General features: G+C 29.9%; 32 protein-coding genes and 4 tRNA genes. 10 read left to right on the forward strand and 26 right to left on the reverse strand.

The window, feature by feature from the left end; all coding sequences use genetic code 11:
* Nucleotides 1-128 precede the first annotated feature (128 nt).
* The 15 genes from DZ64_RS13965 to DZ64_RS0101615 form a co-directional block, all read right to left on the reverse strand.
* On the reverse strand, nucleotides 129-389 hold the full coding sequence (locus tag DZ64_RS13965; protein ID WP_024789152.1) for a DEAD/DEAH box helicase family protein: 261 nt from the start codon (nucleotides 387-389) through the stop codon (nucleotides 129-131).
* Between the two features lie 102 nt (nucleotides 390-491).
* Nucleotides 492-725 carry a hypothetical protein gene (locus tag DZ64_RS0101535; protein WP_024789153.1) on the reverse strand — a complete coding sequence of 78 codons (234 nt, stop codon included), beginning with the start codon at nucleotides 723-725 and terminating at the stop codon, nucleotides 492-494.
* Between the two features lie 22 nt (nucleotides 726-747).
* Nucleotides 748-930: a hypothetical protein gene (locus tag DZ64_RS0101540; protein WP_024789154.1), complete on the reverse strand. Its 183-nt coding sequence runs from the start codon at nucleotides 928-930 to the stop codon at nucleotides 748-750.
* Nucleotides 899-1,051 (reverse strand): hypothetical protein, encoded by a 153-nt coding sequence (locus DZ64_RS12195; protein WP_156922593.1) that lies wholly within the window; start codon nucleotides 1,049-1,051, stop codon nucleotides 899-901. The genes DZ64_RS0101540 and DZ64_RS12195 overlap by 32 nt, the downstream gene beginning before the upstream one ends.
* A 507-nt stretch (nucleotides 1,052-1,558) precedes the next feature.
* Entirely contained in the window at nucleotides 1,559-1,795 is a 237-nt protein-coding gene (locus DZ64_RS0101555) for a hypothetical protein (protein ID WP_024789155.1), read from the reverse strand.
* Between the two features lie 132 nt (nucleotides 1,796-1,927).
* On the reverse strand, nucleotides 1,928-2,146 hold the full coding sequence (locus tag DZ64_RS0101565) for a hypothetical protein (RefSeq protein WP_024789156.1): 219 nt from the start codon (nucleotides 2,144-2,146) through the stop codon (nucleotides 1,928-1,930).
* Nucleotides 2,147-2,315: 169 nt separating this feature from the next.
* Nucleotides 2,316-2,549, reverse strand: coding sequence for a hypothetical protein (locus DZ64_RS0101570; RefSeq protein ID WP_024789157.1), 234 nt, complete (start codon nucleotides 2,547-2,549; stop codon nucleotides 2,316-2,318).
* 278 nt (nucleotides 2,550-2,827) lie between these two features.
* Entirely contained in the window at nucleotides 2,828-2,962 is a 135-nt protein-coding gene (locus tag DZ64_RS13670; protein WP_255327506.1) for a hypothetical protein, read from the reverse strand.
* A 184-nt stretch (nucleotides 2,963-3,146) separates the two neighbouring features.
* Complete coding sequence (locus DZ64_RS12200) at nucleotides 3,147-3,299, reverse strand: hypothetical protein (RefSeq protein ID WP_156922595.1); 153 nt, start codon at nucleotides 3,297-3,299, stop codon at nucleotides 3,147-3,149.
* Nucleotides 3,296-4,024: a CRISPR-associated endoribonuclease Cas6 gene (locus DZ64_RS0101585; RefSeq protein WP_024789158.1), complete on the reverse strand. Its 729-nt coding sequence runs from the start codon at nucleotides 4,022-4,024 to the stop codon at nucleotides 3,296-3,298. The genes DZ64_RS12200 and DZ64_RS0101585 overlap by 4 nt, the downstream gene beginning before the upstream one ends.
* A 312-nt stretch (nucleotides 4,025-4,336) precedes the next feature.
* Entirely contained in the window at nucleotides 4,337-4,819 is a 483-nt protein-coding gene (locus DZ64_RS0101595; RefSeq protein ID WP_051429981.1) for an LPP20 family lipoprotein, read from the reverse strand.
* Between the two features lie 44 nt (nucleotides 4,820-4,863).
* Nucleotides 4,864-7,305 carry a DNA gyrase subunit A gene (gene gyrA, locus DZ64_RS0101600; RefSeq protein ID WP_024789160.1) on the reverse strand — a complete coding sequence of 814 codons (2,442 nt, stop codon included), beginning with the start codon at nucleotides 7,303-7,305 and terminating at the stop codon, nucleotides 4,864-4,866.
* A gap of 110 nt (nucleotides 7,306-7,415) precedes the next feature.
* Nucleotides 7,416-8,009 (reverse strand): ComF family protein, encoded by a 594-nt coding sequence (locus DZ64_RS0101605; protein ID WP_236618626.1) that lies wholly within the window; start codon nucleotides 8,007-8,009, stop codon nucleotides 7,416-7,418.
* A complete protein-coding gene (locus DZ64_RS0101610; protein ID WP_024789162.1) occupies nucleotides 7,960-8,172 on the reverse strand; it encodes a hypothetical protein in 213 nt (70 codons plus the stop codon). Before DZ64_RS0101610 ends, DZ64_RS0101605 begins: the two co-directional genes overlap by 50 nt.
* Complete coding sequence (locus DZ64_RS0101615) at nucleotides 8,172-8,708, reverse strand: DUF3293 domain-containing protein (protein ID WP_024789163.1); 537 nt, start codon at nucleotides 8,706-8,708, stop codon at nucleotides 8,172-8,174. The genes DZ64_RS0101610 and DZ64_RS0101615 overlap by 1 nt, the downstream gene beginning before the upstream one ends.
* Before the next feature lie 94 nt (nucleotides 8,709-8,802).
* On the opposite strand from DZ64_RS0101615, the gene DZ64_RS12205 reads away from it, so the two are divergent.
* The gene (locus tag DZ64_RS12205) at nucleotides 8,803-8,979 is read left to right on the forward strand and encodes a hypothetical protein (RefSeq protein WP_156922596.1); all 177 of its coding nucleotides are present in this window, start codon (nucleotides 8,803-8,805) and stop codon (nucleotides 8,977-8,979) included.
* A 257-nt stretch (nucleotides 8,980-9,236) separates the two neighbouring features.
* Here the strand turns inward: DZ64_RS12205 and DZ64_RS0101625 are convergent, their stop codons facing one another.
* The 5 genes from DZ64_RS0101625 to DZ64_RS13675 all read right to left on the reverse strand — a co-directional run bounded on the left by DZ64_RS0101625 (nucleotide 9,237) and on the right by DZ64_RS13675 (nucleotide 15,404).
* Nucleotides 9,237-10,721 (reverse strand): transglycosylase SLT domain-containing protein, encoded by a 1,485-nt coding sequence (locus tag DZ64_RS0101625; RefSeq protein WP_024789164.1) that lies wholly within the window; start codon nucleotides 10,719-10,721, stop codon nucleotides 9,237-9,239.
* Nucleotides 10,718-10,993, reverse strand: coding sequence for a YggT family protein (locus tag DZ64_RS0101630; protein ID WP_024789165.1), 276 nt, complete (start codon nucleotides 10,991-10,993; stop codon nucleotides 10,718-10,720). Before DZ64_RS0101630 ends, DZ64_RS0101625 begins: the two co-directional genes overlap by 4 nt.
* Nucleotide 10,994: 1 nt before the next feature.
* Nucleotides 10,995-12,296 carry a glutamate--tRNA ligase gene (gene gltX, locus DZ64_RS0101635; protein ID WP_024789166.1) on the reverse strand — a complete coding sequence of 434 codons (1,302 nt, stop codon included), beginning with the start codon at nucleotides 12,294-12,296 and terminating at the stop codon, nucleotides 10,995-10,997.
* A gap of 9 nt (nucleotides 12,297-12,305) precedes the next feature.
* Nucleotides 12,306-12,680, reverse strand: a complete 375-nt coding sequence (locus tag DZ64_RS0101640; RefSeq protein WP_024789167.1) for a hypothetical protein — start codon at nucleotides 12,678-12,680, stop codon at nucleotides 12,306-12,308.
* 111 nt (nucleotides 12,681-12,791) lie between these two features.
* Nucleotides 12,792-15,404, reverse strand: coding sequence for an ATP-dependent Clp protease ATP-binding subunit (locus tag DZ64_RS13675; RefSeq protein ID WP_024789168.1), 2,613 nt, complete (start codon nucleotides 15,402-15,404; stop codon nucleotides 12,792-12,794).
* A gap of 227 nt (nucleotides 15,405-15,631) precedes the next feature.
* Here DZ64_RS13675 and DZ64_RS0101650 point away from each other — a divergent pair, with 227 nt between their 5' ends.
* Genes DZ64_RS0101650 through DZ64_RS0101690 form a run of 9 tightly spaced genes read left to right on the forward strand, consistent with a single transcriptional unit; the run spans nucleotide 15,632 to nucleotide 22,521 of the window.
* Entirely contained in the window at nucleotides 15,632-16,876 is a 1,245-nt protein-coding gene (locus DZ64_RS0101650; RefSeq protein ID WP_024789169.1) for a S41 family peptidase, read from the forward strand.
* 9 nt (nucleotides 16,877-16,885) lie between these two features.
* Entirely contained in the window at nucleotides 16,886-17,593 is a 708-nt protein-coding gene (purC, locus tag DZ64_RS0101655; protein WP_024789170.1) for a phosphoribosylaminoimidazolesuccinocarboxamide synthase, read from the forward strand.
* The gene (gene purS, locus DZ64_RS0101660; protein ID WP_024789171.1) at nucleotides 17,590-17,829 is read left to right on the forward strand and encodes a phosphoribosylformylglycinamidine synthase subunit PurS; all 240 of its coding nucleotides are present in this window, start codon (nucleotides 17,590-17,592) and stop codon (nucleotides 17,827-17,829) included. The genes purC and purS overlap by 4 nt, the downstream gene beginning before the upstream one ends.
* Complete coding sequence (gene purQ, locus DZ64_RS0101665) at nucleotides 17,829-18,494, forward strand: phosphoribosylformylglycinamidine synthase subunit PurQ (protein ID WP_024789172.1); 666 nt, start codon at nucleotides 17,829-17,831, stop codon at nucleotides 18,492-18,494. Before purS ends, purQ begins: the two co-directional genes overlap by 1 nt.
* Nucleotides 18,491-19,597, forward strand: coding sequence for a peptidoglycan DD-metalloendopeptidase family protein (locus DZ64_RS11325; RefSeq protein WP_024789173.1), 1,107 nt, complete (start codon nucleotides 18,491-18,493; stop codon nucleotides 19,595-19,597). Before purQ ends, DZ64_RS11325 begins: the two co-directional genes overlap by 4 nt.
* On the forward strand, nucleotides 19,594-20,553 hold the full coding sequence (locus tag DZ64_RS0101675; RefSeq protein ID WP_024789174.1) for a hypothetical protein: 960 nt from the start codon (nucleotides 19,594-19,596) through the stop codon (nucleotides 20,551-20,553). The genes DZ64_RS11325 and DZ64_RS0101675 overlap by 4 nt, the downstream gene beginning before the upstream one ends.
* Entirely contained in the window at nucleotides 20,537-21,244 is a 708-nt protein-coding gene (locus tag DZ64_RS0101680) for a lysophospholipid acyltransferase family protein (protein ID WP_024789175.1), read from the forward strand. Before DZ64_RS0101675 ends, DZ64_RS0101680 begins: the two co-directional genes overlap by 17 nt.
* A 51-nt stretch (nucleotides 21,245-21,295) precedes the next feature.
* Nucleotides 21,296-21,682 (forward strand): fluoride efflux transporter CrcB, encoded by a 387-nt coding sequence (gene crcB / locus DZ64_RS0101685; RefSeq protein ID WP_024789176.1) that lies wholly within the window; start codon nucleotides 21,296-21,298, stop codon nucleotides 21,680-21,682.
* The gene (locus tag DZ64_RS0101690; protein ID WP_024789177.1) at nucleotides 21,679-22,521 is read left to right on the forward strand and encodes a zinc-dependent peptidase; all 843 of its coding nucleotides are present in this window, start codon (nucleotides 21,679-21,681) and stop codon (nucleotides 22,519-22,521) included. The genes crcB and DZ64_RS0101690 overlap by 4 nt, the downstream gene beginning before the upstream one ends.
* A gap of 176 nt (nucleotides 22,522-22,697) precedes the next feature.
* Here the strand turns inward: DZ64_RS0101690 and DZ64_RS0101695 are convergent.
* The 6 genes from DZ64_RS0101695 to DZ64_RS0101720 form a co-directional block, all read right to left on the reverse strand.
* Nucleotides 22,698-22,774 (reverse strand) — tRNA-Asp (locus DZ64_RS0101695).
* Between the two features lie 15 nt (nucleotides 22,775-22,789).
* Nucleotides 22,790-22,865: transfer RNA gene (locus tag DZ64_RS0101700), tRNA-Val, on the reverse strand.
* 2 nt (nucleotides 22,866-22,867) lie between these two features.
* Nucleotides 22,868-22,943: transfer RNA gene (locus DZ64_RS0101705), tRNA-Glu, on the reverse strand.
* Nucleotides 22,944-22,945: 2 nt separating this feature from the next.
* Nucleotides 22,946-23,021: transfer RNA gene (locus DZ64_RS0101710), tRNA-Lys, on the reverse strand.
* Between the two features lie 83 nt (nucleotides 23,022-23,104).
* Nucleotides 23,105-23,440 (reverse strand): hypothetical protein, encoded by a 336-nt coding sequence (locus DZ64_RS0101715; RefSeq protein WP_024789178.1) that lies wholly within the window; start codon nucleotides 23,438-23,440, stop codon nucleotides 23,105-23,107.
* A complete protein-coding gene (locus DZ64_RS0101720; RefSeq protein WP_024789179.1) occupies nucleotides 23,437-24,369 on the reverse strand; it encodes an NAD(P)-dependent oxidoreductase in 933 nt (310 codons plus the stop codon). The genes DZ64_RS0101715 and DZ64_RS0101720 overlap by 4 nt, the downstream gene beginning before the upstream one ends.
* Nucleotides 24,370-24,381 lie beyond the last annotated feature (12 nt).

A 24,381-nucleotide genomic window follows, 5' to 3' on the forward strand; every position in this document is an offset into this window, starting at 1 on the left:
TTTAAGTTTTTGATCTATTTTTTCATATAAGCTATCTTGTGAATATGTTTTTGAAATATCTATATTTTTTGCTTCAACTATCTCTTTTATTTCTTTGAAATATATCGCTATCTTTTAAAATCTCTTTTTTAATATTGAATAACACTATTGATAAATTGGTGAAATCTTTTTAAGAGAGCATTTTTTCTTTTAAAAATTCCATAAAATAGCTGGTGAAAAGATGAGATAGAAGCATTCTGCTCTATCAATGTGATAAATGGGAGTAAATAAAAAAATCTTTTACTTTTATCTTTTTCTTGTATCATCATAGCAAGCTTATAAAGCAAAAGTGTTTTTCCTGCTCCTGTTGGAAGTTTTATAAAAAATATTTTATTAGAGTTTATTTTCAAACTTTTTTATGTTTTTTTGTATCTTTGAAATAATTGTTTTTAAATTTTTCAACTTTATTAGAATCTATTCTCAATTCATCAAAAGTTTTTAAAATGTTATCTCTAAAAATTGCATCTTCTTTGTCTGCATAAATGAGTATCTTTATAATCCTTAAACCTAAAAAAATATGGGTCTATATAATCAATATCTTCCATAAAAACTCTATTTTTATATTCATTTAGAAATTTTTCAAACTTCTTTATACCTTTAAAAATTTCTAAAATTTTTTCTAATTTATCAACTTTTTGCATCTCTTCTGAATTATCTAAATTAAGATGATGATACCTAATAGCCATAAATACAAATGAAGCTAATCTTTCATGCTATTTTTAACAATTGTTTAAACTCATCTTTTGAAATATTTAATAGTTTAAAATTAATATCAAGTTCAGCAAATTCTTTTTTAGCTTTTTTATAAACTTCTAAGTGAACTATCAATTTTCTATCTGGTTCAGTATGAGAAATCAAACTAAAAGAATTGATAGAGTCTATCTTTTTCATCTTTATACAATTTTCCTTTTAATTTATCTTTATTTGTAATTTCTATTGCATAATCACCAACAAAACTTATTATCTCTTTTGTTCCTTCTATCTTGGTTAAAATAATCAGCAATAAATTCATTATAAAATGTTACCGGTTTGTTAATTTTAAACTTGATAAAATCCTTTTCAAATGAAGTATATAATCACCATCAAAATTTGATGTGGTTTATAAACAATATATTCATTTTTTAACCTATCAATTAATTCCTTTTTTATTTTATCATCATCAATAATTAAAAATATTTTCCATTCCATAAAAATTCAAATCTTGTTGGACTCCTCTGTCCTCTTTGGGGAGGATTTCTTAATGGATTTTCATTAAAAGTAAATTTTGCACTTTTCCCTTGCATTAAATTAATTCCAATCAGATCGTCAATAATTTTACTGAATACAAAAATTTTTCAAATGGTAATTTTTCTATATATTCATTTTTACCCCACCCCATTATAGGCTGAGAGTTTGCAAAAGGCTTTTTAAAAAGTGCATAATTTTGATAAGTTCATCAAGATTTAAAGCATCTTTCATATCGTCAAATTCTCTATATTTAAATTTTTTTTCATTTTTTAACTTTATAGAATACTCAATATCAGATTTTCATCTTTTTCAAATCTTCTTCTTTGACTTTATTTTCTATACCAGTAGTTGGGTTAAAATAGCCTACACAAGAAAAAAGCCCATAAGGAAGATAACTATATGTTGCTATTGCTCCTTGTGCATTTCCTTCACTACTTACCATTATTGATGTGTTTTGAGTTATTGGCAGGTAAACTTTATTTAGAGTTCTGTTAAACATTTTAAATTCATTATTTTTTTCAGCAAACACCAAACAATCTTACATCTATACATTTTTCTTTTAGTTGTTCTAAATTTTTTACGATATCAAATTCTTCTGTTTTTTTACTTTTCTTTACAACTTCCATTTTTTCAGATGATAATCGAATATATCTTTTTAACCTTACATCAGATACTGTTCACCTGTAAATGGATCTCCATTTGGAATACAATCTAAAAACAAAAATTCTCTTTTATTTGATTTTACATTATTATATAACTCATTTCCTAAAAATAGCCCAAATATAAATTCATCTTTATTAAAAGTTACATTAGTTAAATGAATCATTTGCATCCAACTAAGTATTTGTAAACTTAGCCCAACACAAACTCCAAGTTTCATAGATGGTGAATCCTTTATTTATTTCATTAATCCAGTTCAAAAACAACAAATGTTTAATTACTGTGCCATAATAGTATTTGTCTTTACTGTCCTCAGATTTGCTAATGCTATATTGCATATTTTCATTCATAACAATCATTAATCTATTTATATCGAATCTTTTAATTTTTCAAATAATTTTTCTTTTAAAAATTCTCTTAGTTTCCTTACCACCCCCAGTTTTTGCAGGTTCCCAGAAATAAAAATTCAATAAAATATCAAAACGATTTGGATTTGAAATATTTTTATCTATTAAATTTATTAATCCATCTAAATTTGATTTAGACTCTTTTATATCATTTTGAAAACTTTTTAATACATTATCATTTAAACTAGTAGCAGTAATATAACTATATAACCCCATAAAATAAAAGTTGTTATGTGTTTCTAAAAAAGTTCTTCATATAAGCTTCTTTTGACAACAAAAAGAGATTTTCGTCATCTTTAAGATTGTATTTCACATTATTTTTATCAGTAGAAAATGGATAATAAAACCCCCCACTTGGATAAGCCTTTGCTTTTATATTTGTATATATGTTGCAATTTGAAGAATTTTTCTTTTTTATTAAGTTTTGCAGAATTGTTAAATTCAATATTTTCAAAAACTTTAAATAAAAGGCTATGTTTATAATAGGAATTTTTTTACATAGCTCGTTTATTGCCTTTTAATTCTGATTTTATTTTTGATTTCGCTAAATTGGCTAATTCATCTATTTTATCAATATTAGACAAAATAGCCTTAAAATATTTTGTTATTCTTGGATAATCAATTAACATTTTTATAATTTCTGGATAAATTTTACTCTCATCATCTTTATTAAAAACTTTTTTCCCTTTAAAGTAATTTTTTTTGATTTCTTCATATACTTTGTTCTAATGTTTTTTCCTTATTCTCGTATATAAACGAGCTTGGAAAAATATATAAAATATTGCTTTTTTTACCTCTATGAACACCATATTTTCAATGTAAATCATTTCCCAATTTATCATAATCTTTATCTTCAGATAAATGTCTAATTTTGCTTTTTTCATCATTATATTTAAAATCTTTACCATTCCATACTGAGCCTAGTCTATTAGATACTCTTCCAATATCTATTATTTCTTTAATCATAATACACCTTTACAAAATAACTTTAAAAGTTTATCATAAACTTTTATCCCCATTTCATAAAACCTCCTCCGACTGCACTGTTTATGCCCAAGTCCTGTCCCAAGAGCCGTGAAAGCCAATTTTTGAGAGACTTCATCGTTTCTTGGGGCTATATAAAATTTCCAGCCGAAAAATTTAATGCCTTTATAATAATAAGTCTGGGGTTTATTGTTTTTTATCTGAATCAGTTCCATAAAATTATTTTCGGGTTTTAATTTTTCATTAAAAAACATTTCGTATTTTCTTATTAAATTGTCCTGAAGGGCGCTCATCAAATTTATTAAATCCCCGTTTTTTTGAAAAGTCCAAAAGTCTCCGTTTTTCATAACAACAAAAACAGGATTAAGTGAGAGCATATAATTTATTTTTTTATATTTTATTTTTTTAAAATCCACACCTTTAACTTTAAAAATATTGTCTTCATATAAAAACAGCGAATTTAAAACCTTTTTAGCCAAGTTTTCATCGAAAGAGCGGAAATAAATATTTCCTTTTTCAAAAAATCCTTTAGCGTCAGCTTTTCCGAGATTTGAAAAAACATAATTTTTAGGCTCATTATTTTTATGTCTTTCAAAACCTGAACTAATCAAAGAAGTGGCAATAAGTTTTGAAACAGCCTCGGGTGATTTTTGAAAGTGTATGGGAATTTTTAAATCTACATTTATTTTTAACTCAAAAAATTTCATTATTCTTCTTTCAAATAAAAATAGGCAATTCCGTTATTTATAATAATATCAAATCTTTTAGGGGGAAAAGTCAGTTTTAGATAATTATTTTTTGAATATATATAACTTAGATTTAAAATTATTTTATCTTTTTCTTTTTTACATAATTTTAAAACATCTGTTTTATCTGATTTAATGGAAAAAATCAGTTTTTTGGGCGAATTTGAAAAAGTTAAAGCTTTTGAACAGTTAAGAGTATACTTTTTTACAGTTGCATTATTTGAAACTAACTGGAAAGAAAGATAATAATCGGCAAAAAGAAAAAGGGGGAAACTAATTATTATTAATAAATTTATTCCACATCCTTACATCAAGTTTCAGATTCATTGTGACATAATAAATCCCGTCTTCAAATTTTTCCGCCTGAATATCGGCTCCTCTAATTACACCTTCAACGTAAGTATTGACATCTGAATTTTTAAGCATTAAATCTTTTACAGTTTCTTTTGCATTTACTTTTACACCATACATTTTTTCTGCAAGCTGTCTGTATGCATCCGCAATTGCAGCTCTTCTTGCAAGTATTTTAGCCTGGGCGGCATTTAGGGCATCAACTGGGGCAACACCTTCACCTGTTACATACAGAGTGAGTATGTCACTTTTTTTTGATTCGGGTTTATTCAGAATAATATTTTCATTATATTCTTTACTTACTGCAACTTTTTTAGAAACCGGCTCTGTGCTTTTATTTGTCACCTGTGTACCTGCACATCCTATAAACAATAATGACACCGCAAGAATGATTTTTTTAATCATTTTTAACCTTTTTGTTTTCAAAATCGGAAAAAAAAGAAAAAACTTTAATTATTTTCTTCTTCTATTTCATCAGTTTCACTTGGAGTTTTTGCAATACTGACTACTTTATCCCCGCTGTCGAGTTTTACTATTCTAACGCCCTGTGTATTTTTACCTGTTTTAGATATTGAATCTATACTAACCCTAATCATTTTACCGCTGCTTGTCAAAACCATCAAATCATGATTTTCTTCTGTGGCCACCACACCCACCAAATCGCCTGTTTTATTGGTAAGCTTCATAGCAATTACGCCTTTTCCGCCTCTGTTTGTTAATCTGTAAAGGTTGGCTTCGCTTCTTTTACCAAAACCTTTTTCACTTACGCTTAAAATTTCCTGATTCTCATCTTTAAGAGCAAGGGCGCCTACCACCTCATCGCCTTGAATTTTAAATGTAATACCTTTAACCCCTCTGGCCTCTCTTCCCATTTCCCTTACAGTATCTACAGGAAATCTTATGGCCTGTCCTTTTTTTGTAACAATAAAGAGCTCTTTATCCTCAGGCTCTACAATTTCGGCTGTTACAAGTTCGTCATTTTCATCTATTGTAATAGCCCTGACTCCTGTACTTCTTACATTTTTAAATTCATTTAAATTTGTTCTTTTAACAATTCCGTTTTTTGTAAAAAATGCCAAAGATCTGTTTTCATCAAAATCACTCGTTCTGATAATAGTCTGAATCTGTTCGTCTTTGTCAAGGTTAATTAAATTAACTATTGCTTTACCTTTGCTGGTTCTGCTTCCTTCAGGAATTTTATAAACTTTCAGCCAGTGAAGCTGACCTTTGTTGGTAATAATCATCAATGTATCATGCGCATTGGCAACATAAAAATCCTCTATAAAATCATCCTCGTATGTTGTAAGCGCTTTTTTGCCTTTACCGCCTCTGTTTTGTCTTTCATATATTTTAAGAGGAACCCTTTTTACATAACCTCTGTGAGTTATAGTTAACACCATTTCTTTATTTGGAATCAAATCTTCTATATCTATTTCATCATAATCGTCTACAATATCGGTTAGTCTTGGGGTAGGATATTTTTTCTTAATTTCAAGAAGTTCGTCTTTAATGACACCGTTTAAAACTTCTTCGCTTTTTAAAATCGAATTTAAATATTCAATTTTTTCCATTAACTCTTTATACTCTTTTTCAAGTTTTTCAATTTCAAGAGAAGTCAGGCGGGAGAGTTTCATATCAAGAATCGCCTGGGCCTGGATTTCACTGAGTTCGAATCTGTCTATTAAATTGGCTTTTGCTTCTTTTGTATCGGCAGATTTTTTAATTAATTCTACAACTTCATCTATATTAGCGAGTGCGATTCTAAGCCCTTCTAATATATGAGCCCTTCTTTTGGCTTCTTCAAGTTCATAAATTGTTCTTCTGATAACAACAGTTTTTCTGTGTTTAATAAAAATATCAAGAAGTTCAAACAGGTTAAACAGTTTTGGCTGTTTGTCATAAATTCCAAGCATATTCACGCCAAAACTGACCTGCATTTGTGTATGCTTGTAAAGATTGTTTAAAATAATTTCGCTCATTGCATCTTTTTTAAGCTCTATTACAACCCTGATTCCCTCCCTGTCGCTTTCATCTCTTACTTCACTTATTCCGTCAAGCACCTTATCTTTAACCAAATCACTGATTTTTTCTATCAGTTTTGCCTTATTCACCTGATAAGGGAGTTCGTCAATTACTATTACTTCTTTATTTCCTTTATGCTCAATATGGTGTTTTGCCCTAATTTTAATACTTCCTCTTCCAGTTTTATAAGCTTCTATTATTCCGCTTTTTCCAAAAATAATTCCACCAGTTGGAAAATCAGGCCCTTTTACAAATTTTAAAATATCCTCAAGTTTAGCTTCTTTATTATCTATCATATAAATAAGTGCGTCAATTAATTCACTTAAATTATGCGGAGGAATATTTGTAGCCATACCGACGGCAATACCGCTGCTTCCGTTTACCAAAAGATTTGGAAACCTGGCGGGTAAAACAACAGGTTCTTTTTCGCTGCCGTCATAATTCGGAATAAAATCAACGGTATCTTTATCTATATCTTTAAGAAGCTCTTCGGCTATTTTGGTAAGCCTCGCTTCTGTATATCTCATAGCGGCGGCGTTGTCACCGTCAATACTACCGAAGTTACCCTGCCCGTCAATCAAAGGCATTCTCATAGAAAAAGGCTGGGCCATTCTTACAAGCGCTTCATATACGGCACTATCGCCGTGGGGATGATATTTACCTATTACATCCCCGACTATTCTTGCAGATTTTTTATATGGAGAACTGGCACTGATACCCATTTTATACATTGCATACAGTATTCTTCTGTGAACCGGCTTTAGACCGTCCCTTACATCAGGCAAAGCCCTTCCAACAATCACACTCATTGAATATTCTAAATAACTTTTTGCAAGGGTTTCTTCAATACTTACAGGAATTATCTGCATTTAAATCCTTTTTTAATTAATATTATACCAAAAAAGACGCAGAAATTAAGGAAAGTAAAATCTTTAAAGACTGACAAAATTATTTTTGCAAATCATTATTTTTATAAAGTTTAAGACAAATCAGCCAGTACTATACTCAAATAAACATTCACCCCATATTGGGATAAAACCTCTTTTGCCTCATTCAGGGTAGTGCCGGTTGTTTTTATATCATCGACCAAAATGACATCTATATTTTTAGGCCCTGAATATTTAAAATTTCTTGGATTTTTTAATCTAAATTCAAGAGACTCTCCAGCATATTTAACATTATTTGCGGAATGTAAAGAGTTAAACAAAGGAGTTAAAAATTTATTTTTCATTGATTTTGCAAGTATTGCCGTATGGGAAAAACCTTTTTTTATCCTGTCATCAACAGGAATTACAAAAAATTTTTCATTAATGTTTTGCGCAAAAATTTTAAATGAATTTTCGGCCAGAATTTTAAAAACCCTGTCTCCGAATCTGTGATATTTATATTTGACAAGCCATTCAATTTCGTCATATCTGTAAAAACTTACGGTATTGTTTTTTATTTTTATATCAGGCTTTAAATATTTTTTCTGGCATTCTTTGCAGATAATTTCAAAACTGAAATTATTACAGATTATACATTTAAAAATCTTTGTCCTTCGGTTTGTGTTTAAAAAGCAAATACAGAGCAATTGCTGCACCTATACTAAAAACACCACCGCCTGCAAGAACCAGATTGTCATTGCCCGCCGTGGTTCCACCCATAATCATACCGACAGCCACAAACATTATAAGTGCTGCGCTTACCCCCATTTTTTCTCCGGTTGTCAGTTTTCTGTTTTGTAAATCATGCATTAATTTCCTTTAAAATGAATCATATAATTATAATTGAGCAAATCTTCTTTACTTTCACATTCTGTAATTGAAATATATTCTCCCGAATTATAAAAAAAAGAATACTGGTCAAACTCTTTTGCAATATTCAGTGCGTCGTCTTTTTCTATATCATAAACTATAAAAGAATATTCACCGTGGTCAAACAGCTCCCCCACACTCGAAAAATATTCATATCCAAATGTTTTCAATATAACTTCAAGTTCGGTATTTTTCAAAAAATTTAAAAAATCATTTAAAATAAGACCTTTGGGATTATGAGCAGTTATTATTGCAAATTTTCTTTTTAAGACATCATAATCATCGGGAATAAACTGAAAAGAAAGCCACGCTCTCCCACTGATTGAATTAATTAAAAATTTTGTATATTTTAAATAATCTTTATATTTTTTTTTAAAATCAAGAACTATTTCTTCATCCACCATTAAAGCATCTTCCGCTTCGTCATAAATACATTTTCCTTTATAATCGCCTATTCCAATAACATTAAAACGCATTTTTGTCTCTTTTGGTTTTTTTCCATTTTACACAATTTTTTTTATTTAATCAATATGTTATAATACAAATTAACAATAATAAACGGAGTTTAGAATGAAAAAATTGTTATTCATACTGTTATTGATTTTTTTTAGCGGATGTTCTATCAAACAGGCATTAAAACACGACCCTTTTTATGAAAAAACACTAAAATATACCCAAAGAGCCCAAATATTAAATTCTCTAGAAACAAAATCGTTAATTGATGCGGTTTATTTGAATAACTTGTAATAAAAATAAATTCGAAAACCCCACTTTTTTAATAGGAATTTATAATGATTTTGATAATCAGTTAACAAACCAGGAATTTTCAATTTGTTTAAACGGACAAAAGCCTGTTAAAATTTCCTCCAAAATACCTGAATTTATTTTATATAAAAATTTCCCTTTTTACAATTCCTGGATGAGTTATTATATTGTTGAATTTCCAAAAACAGACAAACCTTATATTTTAGAATACAAAAGCAAAGACTGGGGAGAAGCTAAACTTATTTTTTAAAAAGTTTATGGAGAGTTATATTTTCATCTCCGAAAATATGGGAATAAATAACATAATTTGTTATTACCTTTTTTCCATATTCTCTTGATTCATCTAAAGGTATTAATTCCATACTCAAAAAAGGCTCATATTTCCCCCTGTATTTAAAATTTGGAATTATTTTTCTCTTTACAAATCCTATTCCTCCGTTATAAGCATAGGCAACCGTTAAAGGGTCTTTAAGTTTTGAAAAAAGCCATTTCAAATGTTTTACCCCCAATATTATATTTTCTCTGTAATTAAACTGCCTGAAAACATCTCCTTTCATAGCTCTTACCAAAAACGGCATTATCTGCATAGTCCCGAGTGCGTAGCTTCTGCTGACACTTGAAGGAATAAACCTGCTCTCCTGCCTGGCTATTGCATAAACAAAAGATTTAAAACTTATGTTTTTATCTTTATAAATATCGGGCGTTATAAATATATTAATTTTATAATTAAAAGCCTTGTCCAAAACCAAGGCCTTTAAAGCAAGCGTTGCACTATTGTCAAGTTTTCTGGCAAAAGCAAACAAATCTTTTGACCTTTTAAAATCATTAAAAAATTTTAAAATATCCCAGGGGTTGCTTTCATTGTATTCAGGTGATTTTACAGAATTATAAATGATTTTATTTTTTATGAAAAATTTTTTATTCGCCTCTTCATATGCAAAAAGTGTATAAAAATCTATTCTTGTCCTTTTAAGCAGAGCGTTAAAATATTTTTTTTCATCTGTTAAACGCCACAGCCAGAAATCTGTTTTTGAATTTTTCGGTATGCTTTTTAAGATATTTAGTGCTAATTTCTCTTTATTGCATTTCATAGCATTTAAAAAAAGCCACCATTTGGATTTTTTGCTCAAATTTTTATAATCGATTTTTAAAAGAGAATCGGAAAGTTTCGGTAAATTGTTTAAAACAACACTTTTTACAAACATATAAAAATAACTGTCTTCAAAAATAGAAAAATTATTTATATACTGATCAATTCTTTTGTCTGGAAAATTCAAAATAAAATAATAACCCAAATCCCTGTTTTTGAAAATTTTGGAAAAATCGTTATCAATAAAGCATTTTATGGCTTCTTTTACCTTGCCGTTTGCAAGTTTGGTATATAAATCAATCAATGTTTTTTTATCAAGCGTTGAAATTGTTTTTAGGGTTAGCCCTCCGCCTTGAATACAAGAAACATCCACATCATTTAAATATTCTTTTTTTACATTTATACATTTATAAATATTTTCGAAAAGTTTATTTTTTTTGGCTAAAATTTTCAAATGTAAAAAAGGCTTTGGTTTATAAAGAGAATTATATGCTTTATAAGCCAAAACAGTGGAATTTGTTTCTTTCATAAATTCCGTAAGATAAAAATCCCGTACATAGCTTTTTGGATGTGCAAGTATGGTTGATAAATTTAGCGAAAAAAGAAAAAGAGGAATAAATAAAATAATTATCATAAGCTCATAATTATATTATTAATAAGTATCTGCAGAAATTCAAGAGCCAATATTAAAATAATCGGGGCAATATCAAATCCTCCGAAACGAGTAGGGATATAACGTCTAATCCATCTGTAAACAGGTTCTGTTACATTCCACAAAAATTGAACAATCGGGTTATACGGATTTGGCTGCACCCAGGTTATCAAAGCGGCAATAATCACAACCCATACATATATGCTTATTATTAAATTAATAAACTGCAATACTGATATTAAAATAGCGTTCATTTTATCTCCTCTTTATTATTTCTTTAAGATACGGCAACATTGCTGTATATAAATCTTTTATTTCCGCCCCGTGTTTTTCATTTATTAAAAGTTCCCTCAAAGGCATAAAAAGTTTTTTACCTTTAAGAGATGTGTTTTTCATAACTCTTTTTTTAAAATCATCATAACTCTCTTCCAATTCATTTTCTAAAATCTCTTTTTTTAATATTTCTCTTTCATTTTTAAACTCTTCATCTTCGCTTTTTTCAAAAATCTTATTAAATTTTTCTTTTATCTCTTTTAAAGTAGAACTTTCGTCTCTTAAAATCTCAAGCAGATTTTCATAAATTTTATTTACTTTAAAAAGTTTAAATAAATCAGTTAATTTTTTCAAATGCTGCTGATTTATAAATTTAAGTTTTTCTATATCAAATTTGGCAGGCGCACGGGAAATTTTGGTTAAATCAAAAAATTCCACAGCCTCTTCAAGGGTAAATATTTCTTTTTCGAAGCTGTTTCCAAGCAATATCAGGTAATTGGCAATGGCTTCGGGTAAAAAGCCTTCGTCAAGCAGCCATTTTACACTGCTTGCATTATCCCTTTTGCTCATTTTTTTGCCCTCAGTATTTAAAATAATAGGCAAATGCGCATATTCTATTTCTTTATCATATCCGATTAAATTTCTTATATGAATCTGTTTTGGTGTATTGCTTAAATGGTCTTCCCCCCTGATAACGAGAGTTATATCATAAATCATATCATCAATTGCACAGGCGAAATTGTATGTAGGAGTTTTATCGGCCCTGAGGATAATAAAACTGTCGACTTCAAACGGGGAAAATTCCATCTCTCCTTTTATTAAATCTTTAAATTTTATATTTTTATCAGGCTTTTTAATTCTTACAACATATTTTTTATTTTCTTTTATATATTTTTGGAATGTTTTTTCGTCTAAATATTCACATTTACCGGAATATCTGTAAGGTCTTTTTTCGATTTTTGCCTTTTCTCTTTCAAAATTAATATCAGCTTCTGTGCAAAAACAGGCAAACGCTTTTTTTTCTTTTAAAAGTCTGTTTGCCATTTCCCCATGCAGATGAAAATTTCCGGACTGATAAACAACCTGGTCATATTTTATTCCAAAAAGATTTAGAATATCGAGTATTTCTTTATCTTTTCCCTCGATATTTCTTTCTTTATCCGTATCTTCAATTCTTACTAAATATTTTTCATTTCTCTGTTTTGCAACTATATAATTAAAAATGGCAACCCTTAGGTTCCCAATATGCATATCCCCCGTTGGACTAGGTGCAAATCTTAACATTTATTTCCTTTAAAAAAATTTAAATACGGCTAAAACTATCATAATAATAAACATTAAATAGTTAATCCAGTATAAAACATTATAAAAATAATATGTAAATTTTTTCTTTTTTATTAAAAAATAAAATAAAATTATATTTTCTATCATAACTGCGATAAAAAATGTAAGTTTCACATGCAGCCAAACACCGGTTTTTGCCGCCGCCGGGTTTAATAAAATCAGTTTTGTCCCGTCAAATAAAACCAGCAACATAAAAACAAGGCTCAAAACACCAAAAAATAATTTATCTTTTAAATCATTTTGTAAAGATTTGATAAACTGCAAAAAAAATACTCCGTAACTAAAAAACAAAATTATATGCATACCATAAATCCAAAAATACATTTTTAGCCTTTTTGATGGAAATTATAACAAAAATTAAAACAAAAAACTTAAATATTTAGTGTCTGATACTTTTCTAACTTTTAATTAACAAAAGCCCGAAAGGGCTGAGGATTATTTATGATATCTGCCGGCTTCTGCGCCGTTTACTTTAACCACTATAAAGTCTCCGTCTGTATCAAATTCCACTTTATCTCCGTCTTTAACTTTGCCTTCAAGAATAAGTTCTGCCAATGTATCTTCTATAACTTCAGCCATTGCCCTTTTAAGAGGCCTTGCACCAAATACCGGGTCAAATCCGACTTCCGCAATAAAATCTTTTGCACTTTCGCTTAAGATTAATTCAATATCCCTGTTGGCAAGTCTTGTTGTAATTTTTCTTAAAAGAATTTCAACAATCTGTTTAACCTGTTCTTTTCCTAAAGGATTAAATACAACCACATCGTCAAGTCTGTTTAAAAATTCAGGTTTCATTCTTCTTTTAAGTTCTGCCCATACAGCTTCTTTTCTGCCCTGAGCATCTTTTATTTCCATAATAATATCGCTTGCAATATTACTTGTTAGAATAATTATTGTGTTTTTAAAATCTACCGTTACACCTTTATTATCTGTAAGCCTTCCGTCATCAAGCACCTGCAATAAGATGTTAAACACGTCCGGATGTGCTTTTTCAATCTCATCAAATAAAACTACACTGTAAGGTTTTCTTCTCACAGCTTCGGTTAACTGGCCGCCTTCTTCATATCCCACATATCCAGGCGCGGCACCGATTAGTTTTGATACACTTATTTTATCCATATATTCACTCATATCAAATCTTATCATTGCCTTTTCATCATCAAACAAAAATCTTGCTAATGTTTTTGCTGTTTCTGTTTTACCAACACCTGTAGGACCTAAGAACATAAAGCTGCCTATCGGTCTGTTTGGGTCACCAAGTCCTGCTTTATTTCTCTTAATTGCTCTGGCAACAGCTTTTAGGGCTTCATCCTGTCCTACAACCCATTTTTTAAGTTCATCTTCAATATGCAATATTTTTTCAAGTTCGCTTTGAAGCATTTTATTTACAGGAATTCCAGTCCATTTGCTTACAACATCGGCAACCGCTTCTTCATCAACAGCATTTTTAAGAAGAGTTCCGTGTTTTTGCATTTCTTCCCATTTTTTCTCAAGTTCTTCCACTTTTTTTCTGAGTTCTACAATTTTCCCGTATTCAATTTCGGCAGCTTTGGTAAAATCACCTTCTCTTTTTGCAATTTCAGCCTGGGTTTTTAGTTTTTCAATTTCTTCTTTTGTTTCGGCAATAGATTTCAATACCCTTTTTTCTTCTTCAAATTTACTTTCAAGTTTTCTTTTTTCTTCTTCAAGGTTTGCAAGTTCTTTTTCTATTTCATTTAATCTTTTTTCTATTTTTTCTTTATTTGCGCTGCTTTCAAGTTCAAGCTGTAAAGCCTCTTTTTCAACCATAATCTGTTCAATTTCTCTTTTTATTTTGGCAAGTTCAAACGGTTCGCTTTCTATCTGCATTCTAATCTCAGCCGCTGCTTCGTCAATTGCGTCAATTGCCTTATCGGGTAAAAACCTGTCACTTATATATCTGTCGGTAAGTTTTGCAGCCGCAACCAAAGCTTCGTCTTTAATCAATACCTGATGGTGGGCTTCAAGTCTTTCTTTAAGACCTCTTAAAATTCTGATTGCCTCATTTACACTCGGCTCATCGACCATTACAGGCTGGAATCTTCTTTGAAGCGCAGCGTCTTTTTCAAAATATTTCCTGTATTCTTTTAAAGTTGTCGCACCTATAGTTCTTAGCTCACCTCTTGCAAGTGCCGGTTTTAGAATATTTGCCGCGTCCATACTTCCTTCGCTTGCACCTGCCCCTACTATTGTATGAATCTCATCTATAAACAAAATTACATCTGGATTTGCTTTTACTTCATCGACAACCGCTTTAAGTCTGTCTTCAAATTCACCCCTGTATTTTGCCCCGGCGATTAATGCTGTCATATCAAGAGCGATTAATCTTCTGTTTTGAAGACTTGTAGGCACCTCTTTTTTTACAATTCTCTGGGCCAGACCTTCAACCAATGCTGTTTTACCGACACCAGGTTCACCGAGCAATATAGGATTATTTTTTGTTTTTCTGATTAAAATCTGCATCATTCTGTTTATTTCTTCGTCTCTTCCGATTACCGGGTCAAGTTCCCCTGCCCTTGCTTTTGCCGTTAAGTCAATTCCGTATTTGTTTAATGAATCAAGATTTTCATCCGCACTTTTTGTTTCTATTTTTTTCTCACCCCTTATTGCTTCAAGTGTTTTTTTAAGTTCCATTAAATCTACAAATTTACCCAGTGTATCTTTAAATGAATCAATATTTGCAATAAGCCATGTGTCAACAGCTATATATTTATCCCCAAATCTTGTGGCAAGCGCTTCGGCATTTTGCAGACTTTGGATTAATTCTCTTCCTATTTTAATAGATTCTTTTGTAATGTTGTCTACCTTTGGAAGTCTGTCAACAGCGCTTTTTAATTCAAGTTCTATTGCAGTTTTATCCACCCCCATTTTATTAAATGCCTGGTTAAGTACTGTATTTGTATTTGTTACAAGCCCCCATACCACATGCAGCGGATGCACTTCAGGGTTTTTATTATGAAGCGCCAGACTTAGCCCGCTTTCAATTGATTCCATCATCTGATTTGTTAATTTTTCAAATAATTTTTCCATTATCTTCCTCCTTAAAGTTTTAGTTAATGTTATTATATCAAATTGAGTGTGTTTATGTCAAGTTTTTAATATTGCTTTTTATAAATTTTTTAATCTACTCACAACTCACTACTCACTATTTTCACTACTCACTATTTTCACAACTCACTATTTTCACTACTAACTATTTTATGCCATTGAAATTTATTTCCAATTATAATAGAATTTCATAAAAAAGGAAATTTTTAATGAAAAAATTAATCTTAGCCGTTTTTATGGTGGTTTCTTTATTTGCAGAAACCAAAGAAACTCGTCTCGCAGCTTACGAAAAATTTGTAAAAGTGGTAAATATTATAGAGGCATATTATGTGGATGAACTTAATACAACCACTATAATTAATAAAGCACTAAAAGGCCTTTTACCAAATCTTGACCCGCATTCGAGCTATCTTGACAAAAAGGCTTATCAGGAATTAAAAGTTCAGACAACAGGCGAATTCGGAGGCTTAGGAATTGTAATAGGCATAAAAAACGGTGTTTTAACAGTCATTTCACCAATTGATGACACCCCGGCATATAAAGCGGGACTAAAAGCCGGAGACATTATTTTAAAAATAAACGGCAAAGCAACACTTGATTTGACACTTGACGAAGATGTCAATTTATTAAGAGGAAAACCTGGTACAAAAGTAACTCTTACAGTCGTAAGAAAAGGAAAAACATTTGATGTAACAATTACAAGGGCAATTATTAAAATCAAATCGGTTAAAGCTTATGCTCTGCAAAATTATCCTTCCATCGAATATATAAGAATCAGCAGCTTTGATAAAAATATTGTAAGTTCTCTTAAAAAAATCCTTGTAAATCTTAAAAAATACCATAAAAAAGGTATTATAATTGATTTAAGAAACAATCCGGGCGGACTTTTGAACCAGGCTGTGGGCACGCTCGATTTATTTATCGACAAAGGCGTTTTAGTTTCACAAAAAGGAAGGGTTCCAAGTGAAAATCAGGTATTCTATGCACATTCAAGCGGAACATACAAAAACATTCCTATCGTTGTACTCGTTAACGGGGGAAGCGCAAGTGCAAGTGAAATAGTGAGCGGGGCACTGCAAGACAAAAAAAGAGCGGTAATAGTGGGAGAAACCACTTTTGGAAAAGGAAGCGTTCAGGCAATAATACCTGTAAATAAAAATGAAGCTGTAAGATTAACTGTTGCAAGATATTATTTGCCAAGCGGAAGAACAATTCAAGCAAAAGGTGTAACACCAGATATTATAGTTCATCCTGCGAAAATCGAAAAAGTTAATGAAAATGAAGATGCCTTAATAAAAGAATCCGAACTTAAAAATCATTTAAGAGCAGAACTAAATAAAACTAAACCTAAAAAAACAAAATATAATCAAAAAATTAAAAAAACAGACAATGATTTACAGCTTATTACAGGGGCAAATATTTTAAAAGCACTGATAATTGCGAATCAAAAATAAGGAGAATAAATGCAACTTTTATATGAAGGAAAAGCAAAAAGAATATACAAAGCGCAAAATCCGGATGAAGTAATATGTGAATTTAAAGACTCCCTGACAGCTTTTAACGGTGTAAAAGCGGCAAGCGAAAGTGGAAAAGGAGAATTAAACTGTGCCATTACCACACTGATTTTTGAAGCTTTACAAAAAAAAGGAATACCGACACATCTGATAAAACAGATAGACAACACTAAACTGCTTGTTAAAAAAGTCGATATAATTCCAATAGAAGTGGTACTCAGAAACATTGCGGCAGGAAGCCTGTCTAAAAGGCTTGGACTTAAAGAAGGTAAAAAACTACCTTTTACCATAATAGAATTTTATTATAAAAATGACGAATTAAACGATCCTTTAATAAATGACGACCATGCAATAATTTTAAATTTGGTAGATAATAGAAAAGAACTTGACATATTAAGAGAATACGGCAGAAAAATAAATGAATTCTTAACCGGATTTTTCGATAAAATCGGGCTTATTTTAGTTGATTTTAAAGTGGAATTCGGCAAAGACAAAAACGGAAATATTATTTTGGCTGATGAAATAACACCCGACAGCTGCAGATTATGGGATAAAAAAACAGGTAAAAAAATGGATAAAGATTTATTTAGATTCGATTTGGGAGATATTAAAGAGGCATACAGTGAAATATTGAAAAGATTAAAGGAAGCAAAATGAAAATTGAAGTGAACGTTCATTTAAAAAAAGGGGTACTTGACCCTCAGGGAAAAGCTGTAAAGCATGCTCTTGAAACGCTCGGCTTTAATAATGTGGAAGACGTAAGGGTCGGAAAACAGATTTTACTAAACATAAATACAGATAACAAAGAAAAAGCAATAGAGGATGCTAAAAAAATGGCAGACGAACTGCTTGCAAATCCTGTAATTGAAAATTATGAAATAGAGGTTAAATAATGTTAGTGGGGGTCGTTGTATTTCCGGGTACCAATTGTGACAGAGACACCAAATGGGCTTTTGAAAAAATAGGAGCTAAGGCTGAATTCATCTGGCATACCGATAAATTAAAAAATTATGATTTGGTAATACTCCCCGGGGGATTCAGCTATGGAGATTATTTAAGAAGCGGGGCAATTGCAAGATTTTCTCCAATAATGAATGATGTAACAGAGTATGCAAAAAAAGGCGGCTTTGTTCTTGGAATTTGTAACGGTTTTCAAATTTTATTAGAATCACATCTTCTCCCTGGTGCCATGACAAGAAATGAGAATTTGCATTTTATTTCCAAATTTCACCATTTAAAAATAATAAACAATGAAAATAAATTTTTACAAAATTTTGAAGCCGGAGATATTATAAATATTCCTATAGCACATGCGGAAGGCAATTATAAAGTGGATAGTGAGACTCTAAAAAAAATGTATGATAAAGGGCAGGTAATATTAAAATACTGTGATAAAGACGGAAAAGAATTAAATCCAAACGGAAGCGACGACTCCATAGCCGGTATATGTAACGAAAATAAAAACGTATTCGGGCTTATGCCCCATCCGGAAAGGGCAATGGAGAGCATTTTGGGAGGAAATGACGGTATAAAAATGCTTGAAGGATTCTTAAAATGAAAAAATTATTACTTTTTTTACTTATACCGGTTTTTATTTTAGCGTATAGAATTGATATTCAAAAATGGAATAAATTTTCCACATTTTACGGATTTTTAAAACAAAACAGCCTTCCATATTCAATTTATTATAATTTACCGGCCAAGCTTAAAAGATATGTAAGAAATATTGCCAAAAACGAAACAATTTTTATATTAAGGGAAAACAATAATTTTAAAGAAGCCCTAATTCCAATAAATTCACAAAAGCAGCTGCAAATCATAAAAAACAACAACAAATACTTTACCAAAATTATTCCTATAATTTACAATACAGAAGAAAAAGAAGTCAAGGTTACAATAAACAGTTATTTAAGTTATGATCTGTATAAAGCCACACATTTAAGCATTTTAACCAATAAAATAATTAATATTTTTAATGACAGGGTAAATTTTAGAACACTTCCAAAAGGAACGACAATTTCAATAATTTATGATGAAAAGAAAAGGTTTTCCGAAATCAGGAATGTAAAAATTGTTTTTGCACAGATTAAAAACAGATTTTACAGCGTTAACGCATTTTTAAATCCTATTGATAACAGATATTATGATGAAAAAGGAAGAAGTCTTAGGGGAATGTTTTTAAAAGCCCCTTTAAGATATACCAGAATTTCTTCACCTTTTGGAATGAGGTTTCATCCTATTTTACATAAATGGAGAATGCATGACGGTGTTGATTTTGTAAATAAAATAGGAACACCAATCCACTCTGTAGCCGACGGTAAAATAATTTACAAAGGATGGATCAGGGGATATGGCAGAAGCGTTGAAATAAGACATAAAAACGGATATATGACTTTGTATGCGCACCTTCACGGATGGCCAAGGGGAATATACGTAGGTAAATGGGTCAAACAGGGAACAGTTATAGGGTATCTTGGAAACAGCGGACTCTCAACCGGTCCCCATTTACATTTTGGCGTTATGCACAATGGAAAATGGGTTAACCCCTTAAAATTAAAAAACAATGTAAAAATCACCCTTTACGGAAAAAAGAGAAGAAGATTTTTTGCTTATATTAAACAGTTTACAAAAGAAAACAATATTAATATTGCTCTAAAATGAGAATAATCTTTTTTTTATTTTCTTTTTTATTTTTATATGCAGGCAATTTAATAATTACGTACCCCAATTTACAAAAATTTTATTATAAAAACCAAATTATTAATTTAAAGGCCAAACTCATCACTTCAAATATAAATGATTTGAATTTTTCTTTAAATAAAGGGGAAATAAATTACACAAAGCCTAATCCTTATGTTTATTTATTAAATTTAAGATATAAAAACGATGGAAACAATACATTATTTATTACATCTGGCGATTTTAACAAAAGCATAAATCTAAGTTCATTATATAAAACAAAAGTCGTTGAAAATATTCCAAAATTTTGTAATGTAATAGCACAAAATTTAAAGATAATAAATCCTATTTCTACCAATATAAACAATAAAATTTTATTATCATTTACTATTAAAACAAAAAATGCAAATTTAGAGGATTTTAAATTAACAAATGATGAAAATCTTACTATGATTAATAAAAACGAAGCCGCCTATTTTACCTATTTACCAAAAAACACCAAAAATTTTATTTTTTATTATTTTAATACCGATATTCAAAATTACAAAAAAATATCTATACCGATAATTTTAAAAGAAAAAACAATAAGTACACAAACAGACATTAATCCGGAAGAAAAAACGTTTTTTACCCCTGTAAACATTCTTATTTTAGTTATAATTGCATTTTTTATATTAATTTTCTTAATTTATCAAAAAATTTTATTATTGATAATTCCAATTATTTTATCAATTTACCTGATTATCTCCATTTTTCCAAAAGGAGAAAAGGTATTAAAAAAGGATTCCAAAGTCAGAATTTTACCGACACAAAATTCAACGGTTTTTTATTCGCCTTTAGTGGATACAAAAGTTGAAATTTTAAATATCAAAAAAAATTACACAAAAATAAAAATCGACGGTAAAACAGGATGGGTAAAAAATGAAAATCTTAAATAGTATTATCTCTTATTTAAAATTAATAAAAGCCGGTATCTACCTGTTAATTACAGGGGCTTTATGCGGAATTGATTCTAAAAATGAGCTTAAATACCGTAAAAAATGTTCTCACATTCTTACAAATATGATTGCAAAAGAAGTAATTATAGAAGGCGAAATTGACAAAAATGCCAATATATTTTTGGGAAATCATACTCACAATTTAGATATAGCATTATTTGAATCAGTAATTGATGAAAAAATAATATGGATTGCAAAAGCGGAACTTGGCAAAATACCTGTTATTAAATATATGCTTACAAAAACAGATATGATTTTAGTGGACAGAAGCAATAAAGCTTCCACAATCAAAATGATTAGGGAAATAAAAAACAGAATTAAAAGAAATCTTAAAATAGCGGCTTTTCCGGAAGGGACAAGAAATAAAAAAAACCCTAAAAAATTATTGCCTTTTAAAAAAGGCCTCAAAGGAGTGGTTGAAAAACTAAATTTAAAAGTTCAGCCATTTGTAATAATAAATTTATCGTTTGCTTTTAAAAAAAATCCCTTTAGGGTGAAAAAACAGACAATAAAAGTTATCTTTTTACCATCTTTTTATCCAAAAGACAATCCAAACTGGTATGAAGATATGAGAGAAAAAATGCAGGAAATATTAAATAAAAAAAATAATAAAATGTTGAATGATAAATGATAAATTTTAGATAATGAATATTGATGTTGAATTTTAAATTAAAGGAGAGTTATGAAAATTGACACAATGTTAGCTATTGGAATAGGAGGATTTATAGGTGCAATTTTAAGAGCCTATACCGCAGGACTTGTAAACAGCGCTTTTAAACATGATATCCCTTTCGGAACACTGAGCGTTAACTTAATAGGAAGTTTTTTACTCGGAATATTTATAGCATTAATTCAATACGGAGTCATACAAAACGCCCATTTGAAATCATTGCTTACCACAGGGATGATGGGAGCGTTTACAACCTTTTCAACATTTGCGGTTGAAAGTTTTTTTCTTATAAAAAACGGCCTTATTTTCGAATCACTTTCATATATTTTACTTAATGTTATCGGAAGTATAATGTTGGCAGCCGCAGGATTTAAAGGTATAGAAGCCATCCTTAGATGAAAAATTTTAAATATCTTCTAATTTTTTTATGGTTTTTCTTTTTCATTTATCTTTTTTTTCAGATAATTGAATATATCAAATACAAAAAATGGTTAAAAAAAATTGAAAAAAGCCCTCCTCCCAAAAAAATTTTGGATATCTTAAAATCTATTAAATATTATGAATTACTTCCTGAAAATCTAAAAAAAATTATAAATTTTAAAATTCAATGCTTTTTAAAAGAAAAAAAATTTTTCGGTATTTATATAGATATAACTGATGAAATAAAAACAAAAATTGCTTTTTATGCATGCTTGCCCACTGTAGCTTATAAATATTTCTGTTATCCAAATTTAAGTTATATTTTTGTATATCCCAATACAATCATTTTACACAAAAAAGAAATTGAAAATATCATCTCCAATGAAGAAATATTAATAGAAGGAGAAGCGACAAAAGACGCCGTAATAATAGTATGGAACAAAGCAAAAAAAGAAATTCAGAAATGTCACAGAAACGTAATAATACACGAATTCGCACATGAAATAGATTATAACAACGGAGCTATGGACGGAATACCTCCTTTGGAAGAAAGTAAAATAAAAGAATTTGCAAAAACAATGTTTAAAGAATATGAAAAATTTAAAGAAAACACCATTAAAGGAAGATTTTTGGGAAAATATCATATTCTTGACAAATATGCCACAACAAACAAAGCAGAATTTTTTGCAGTTATGAGTGAATATTTTTTTGTAAGACCGGCAATTTTAAAAAAACATTTTCCTGATATTTATAAAGAATTGAAAAATTTTTATAAAATAGACACGTATAAAATTTTAGGAGAAAATATTTTTTGCTGAAAAAAATGACTCTAATTAAATATAGATAATTAAAATAACTACAAAGATAAAAATAATTAGTTAATTATTTTAAATTATATTATTAATAAAATTTTTTACATTATACTTTAATATTAAATTTTAAGTGTCAGTCACTATTAAATACAATTTTACATTTTACATTATCCATTAAATAGTGGCGGAGCCGACGGGACTCGAACCCGCGACCTCCGGCGTGACAGGCCGGCATTCTAACCAGCTAAACTACGGCTCCGTATGATAAAATATATGGTGGTCGCTGCAGGGCTCGAACCTGCGACCCCCAGCTTGTAAGGCTGGTGCTCTCCCAACTGAGCTAAGCGACCCATGGCGTCCCCAACGGGAGTCGAACCCGTGTCGCCGCCGTGAAAGGGCGGTGTCCTAGACCTCTAGACGATGGGGACAATGGTGACCCGTGTTGGATTCGAACCAACGGCCCTCTGCTTAAAAGGCAGATGCTCTACCGACTGAGCTAACGGGTCAATTGCCTTTGTGGACTGAAATTATAAGAAAAATTATACTTTATGTCAATAGAATTTGGCTTATTTTTCATATTTTTATAAAATTATTTATTTATAATAGGGTTTTTAGGAATATTTAAAATATCATTTACACTGTCTTTGTGACACTTCGTACAGGTATTCAATTTTTGATGCTCCGGAATAGGCGTATGAATAAGTTTTTCCCTACTGTGACAGTCAAAACAGTCTGCCCCACATTTATCCATTCCTTTTTGAGGATGGTTTGGATGGCATTTTGTACAGCTTTTTAAAAAATGATGTTCTTTGTAATATCTGTTTTGGGGATTATTTTCCATTTTCTTTAATTTTGGATGACATTCTATACAATCACTGCTGCATGCAAATAAAACAGCTCCTATAAAAAGAATTAATTTCTTCATTTACACTCCTTGTAATCCTTTTTACAGGCTTCTTTTAAGCAGTATCTCGGTATTTTTCCGGTTAAAAAGTCCATTAAATTATCAAGACTTATCTGCATTATTCTAAAAAGAGCTTCTTTTGTATAATAAGCCATATGAGGGGTTGCAATAATATTTTCTTTTTTGCTCAAATTCCAATCTGGCAATACATCTGCGGCAATAATACCATCAAAAGTTTCATAAACTTCTTTTTCAATAATTTCGGCTCTTGCCGGATTTATAATTACACTGCCTTTAAATTTTGAAATATTGTTTTTATTAATCAAATTTTTTGTATTAGGAGTCAAAGGAAGGGCAATAAATAAAAAATCACTGTTTTCCAAAACTTCATCAAATGTGCAAAAATTAATACCAAACTTATCATATATCTCTTTTTTTGTTCTTGAAAAACCGAATATTTCAGCACAAAACCCTCTTGCTATTTTTGCAATTTGTAAACCAATAGTACCTAATCCTAAAATACCTATATTTTTACCCTCAATTTCCGTACCTTTTAAATCTTTATAATTCAAATTGCCGTTTTTCAGCCTGTTTATTGCAATATAAAGTTTTCTATTTGCTTCAAGCAACAGTCCGTAAGCAAATTCCCCTACGGCAGGACCGGCATATCCTCTTACATTACTTACTTTTATTCCCCTTTTATAACATTCAACCAAATCAATATGGTCATATCCTGTTGAGCGGGTTTGTATATATTTTAAATTAGGAAATTCATCCAAAATATTTTTATCAATTTTAGAATGGACAAAAACACTTATCACATCAAAATCATATCTTTTTGCCTCATTGACAGTTTCTTTGTAAAAAAACAGTTCCACATCAATCTTTTTTAAATTTTGCTTAAAAAACTCTTTTTCTTCTTCCTTTATTTCAAAAAAAGCTATTTTCATTTCCCATCCTTT

The organism is Lebetimonas sp. JH292 (assembly GCF_000523275.1).
Lineage (GTDB): Bacteria > Campylobacterota > Campylobacteria > Campylobacterales > Nautiliaceae > Lebetimonas.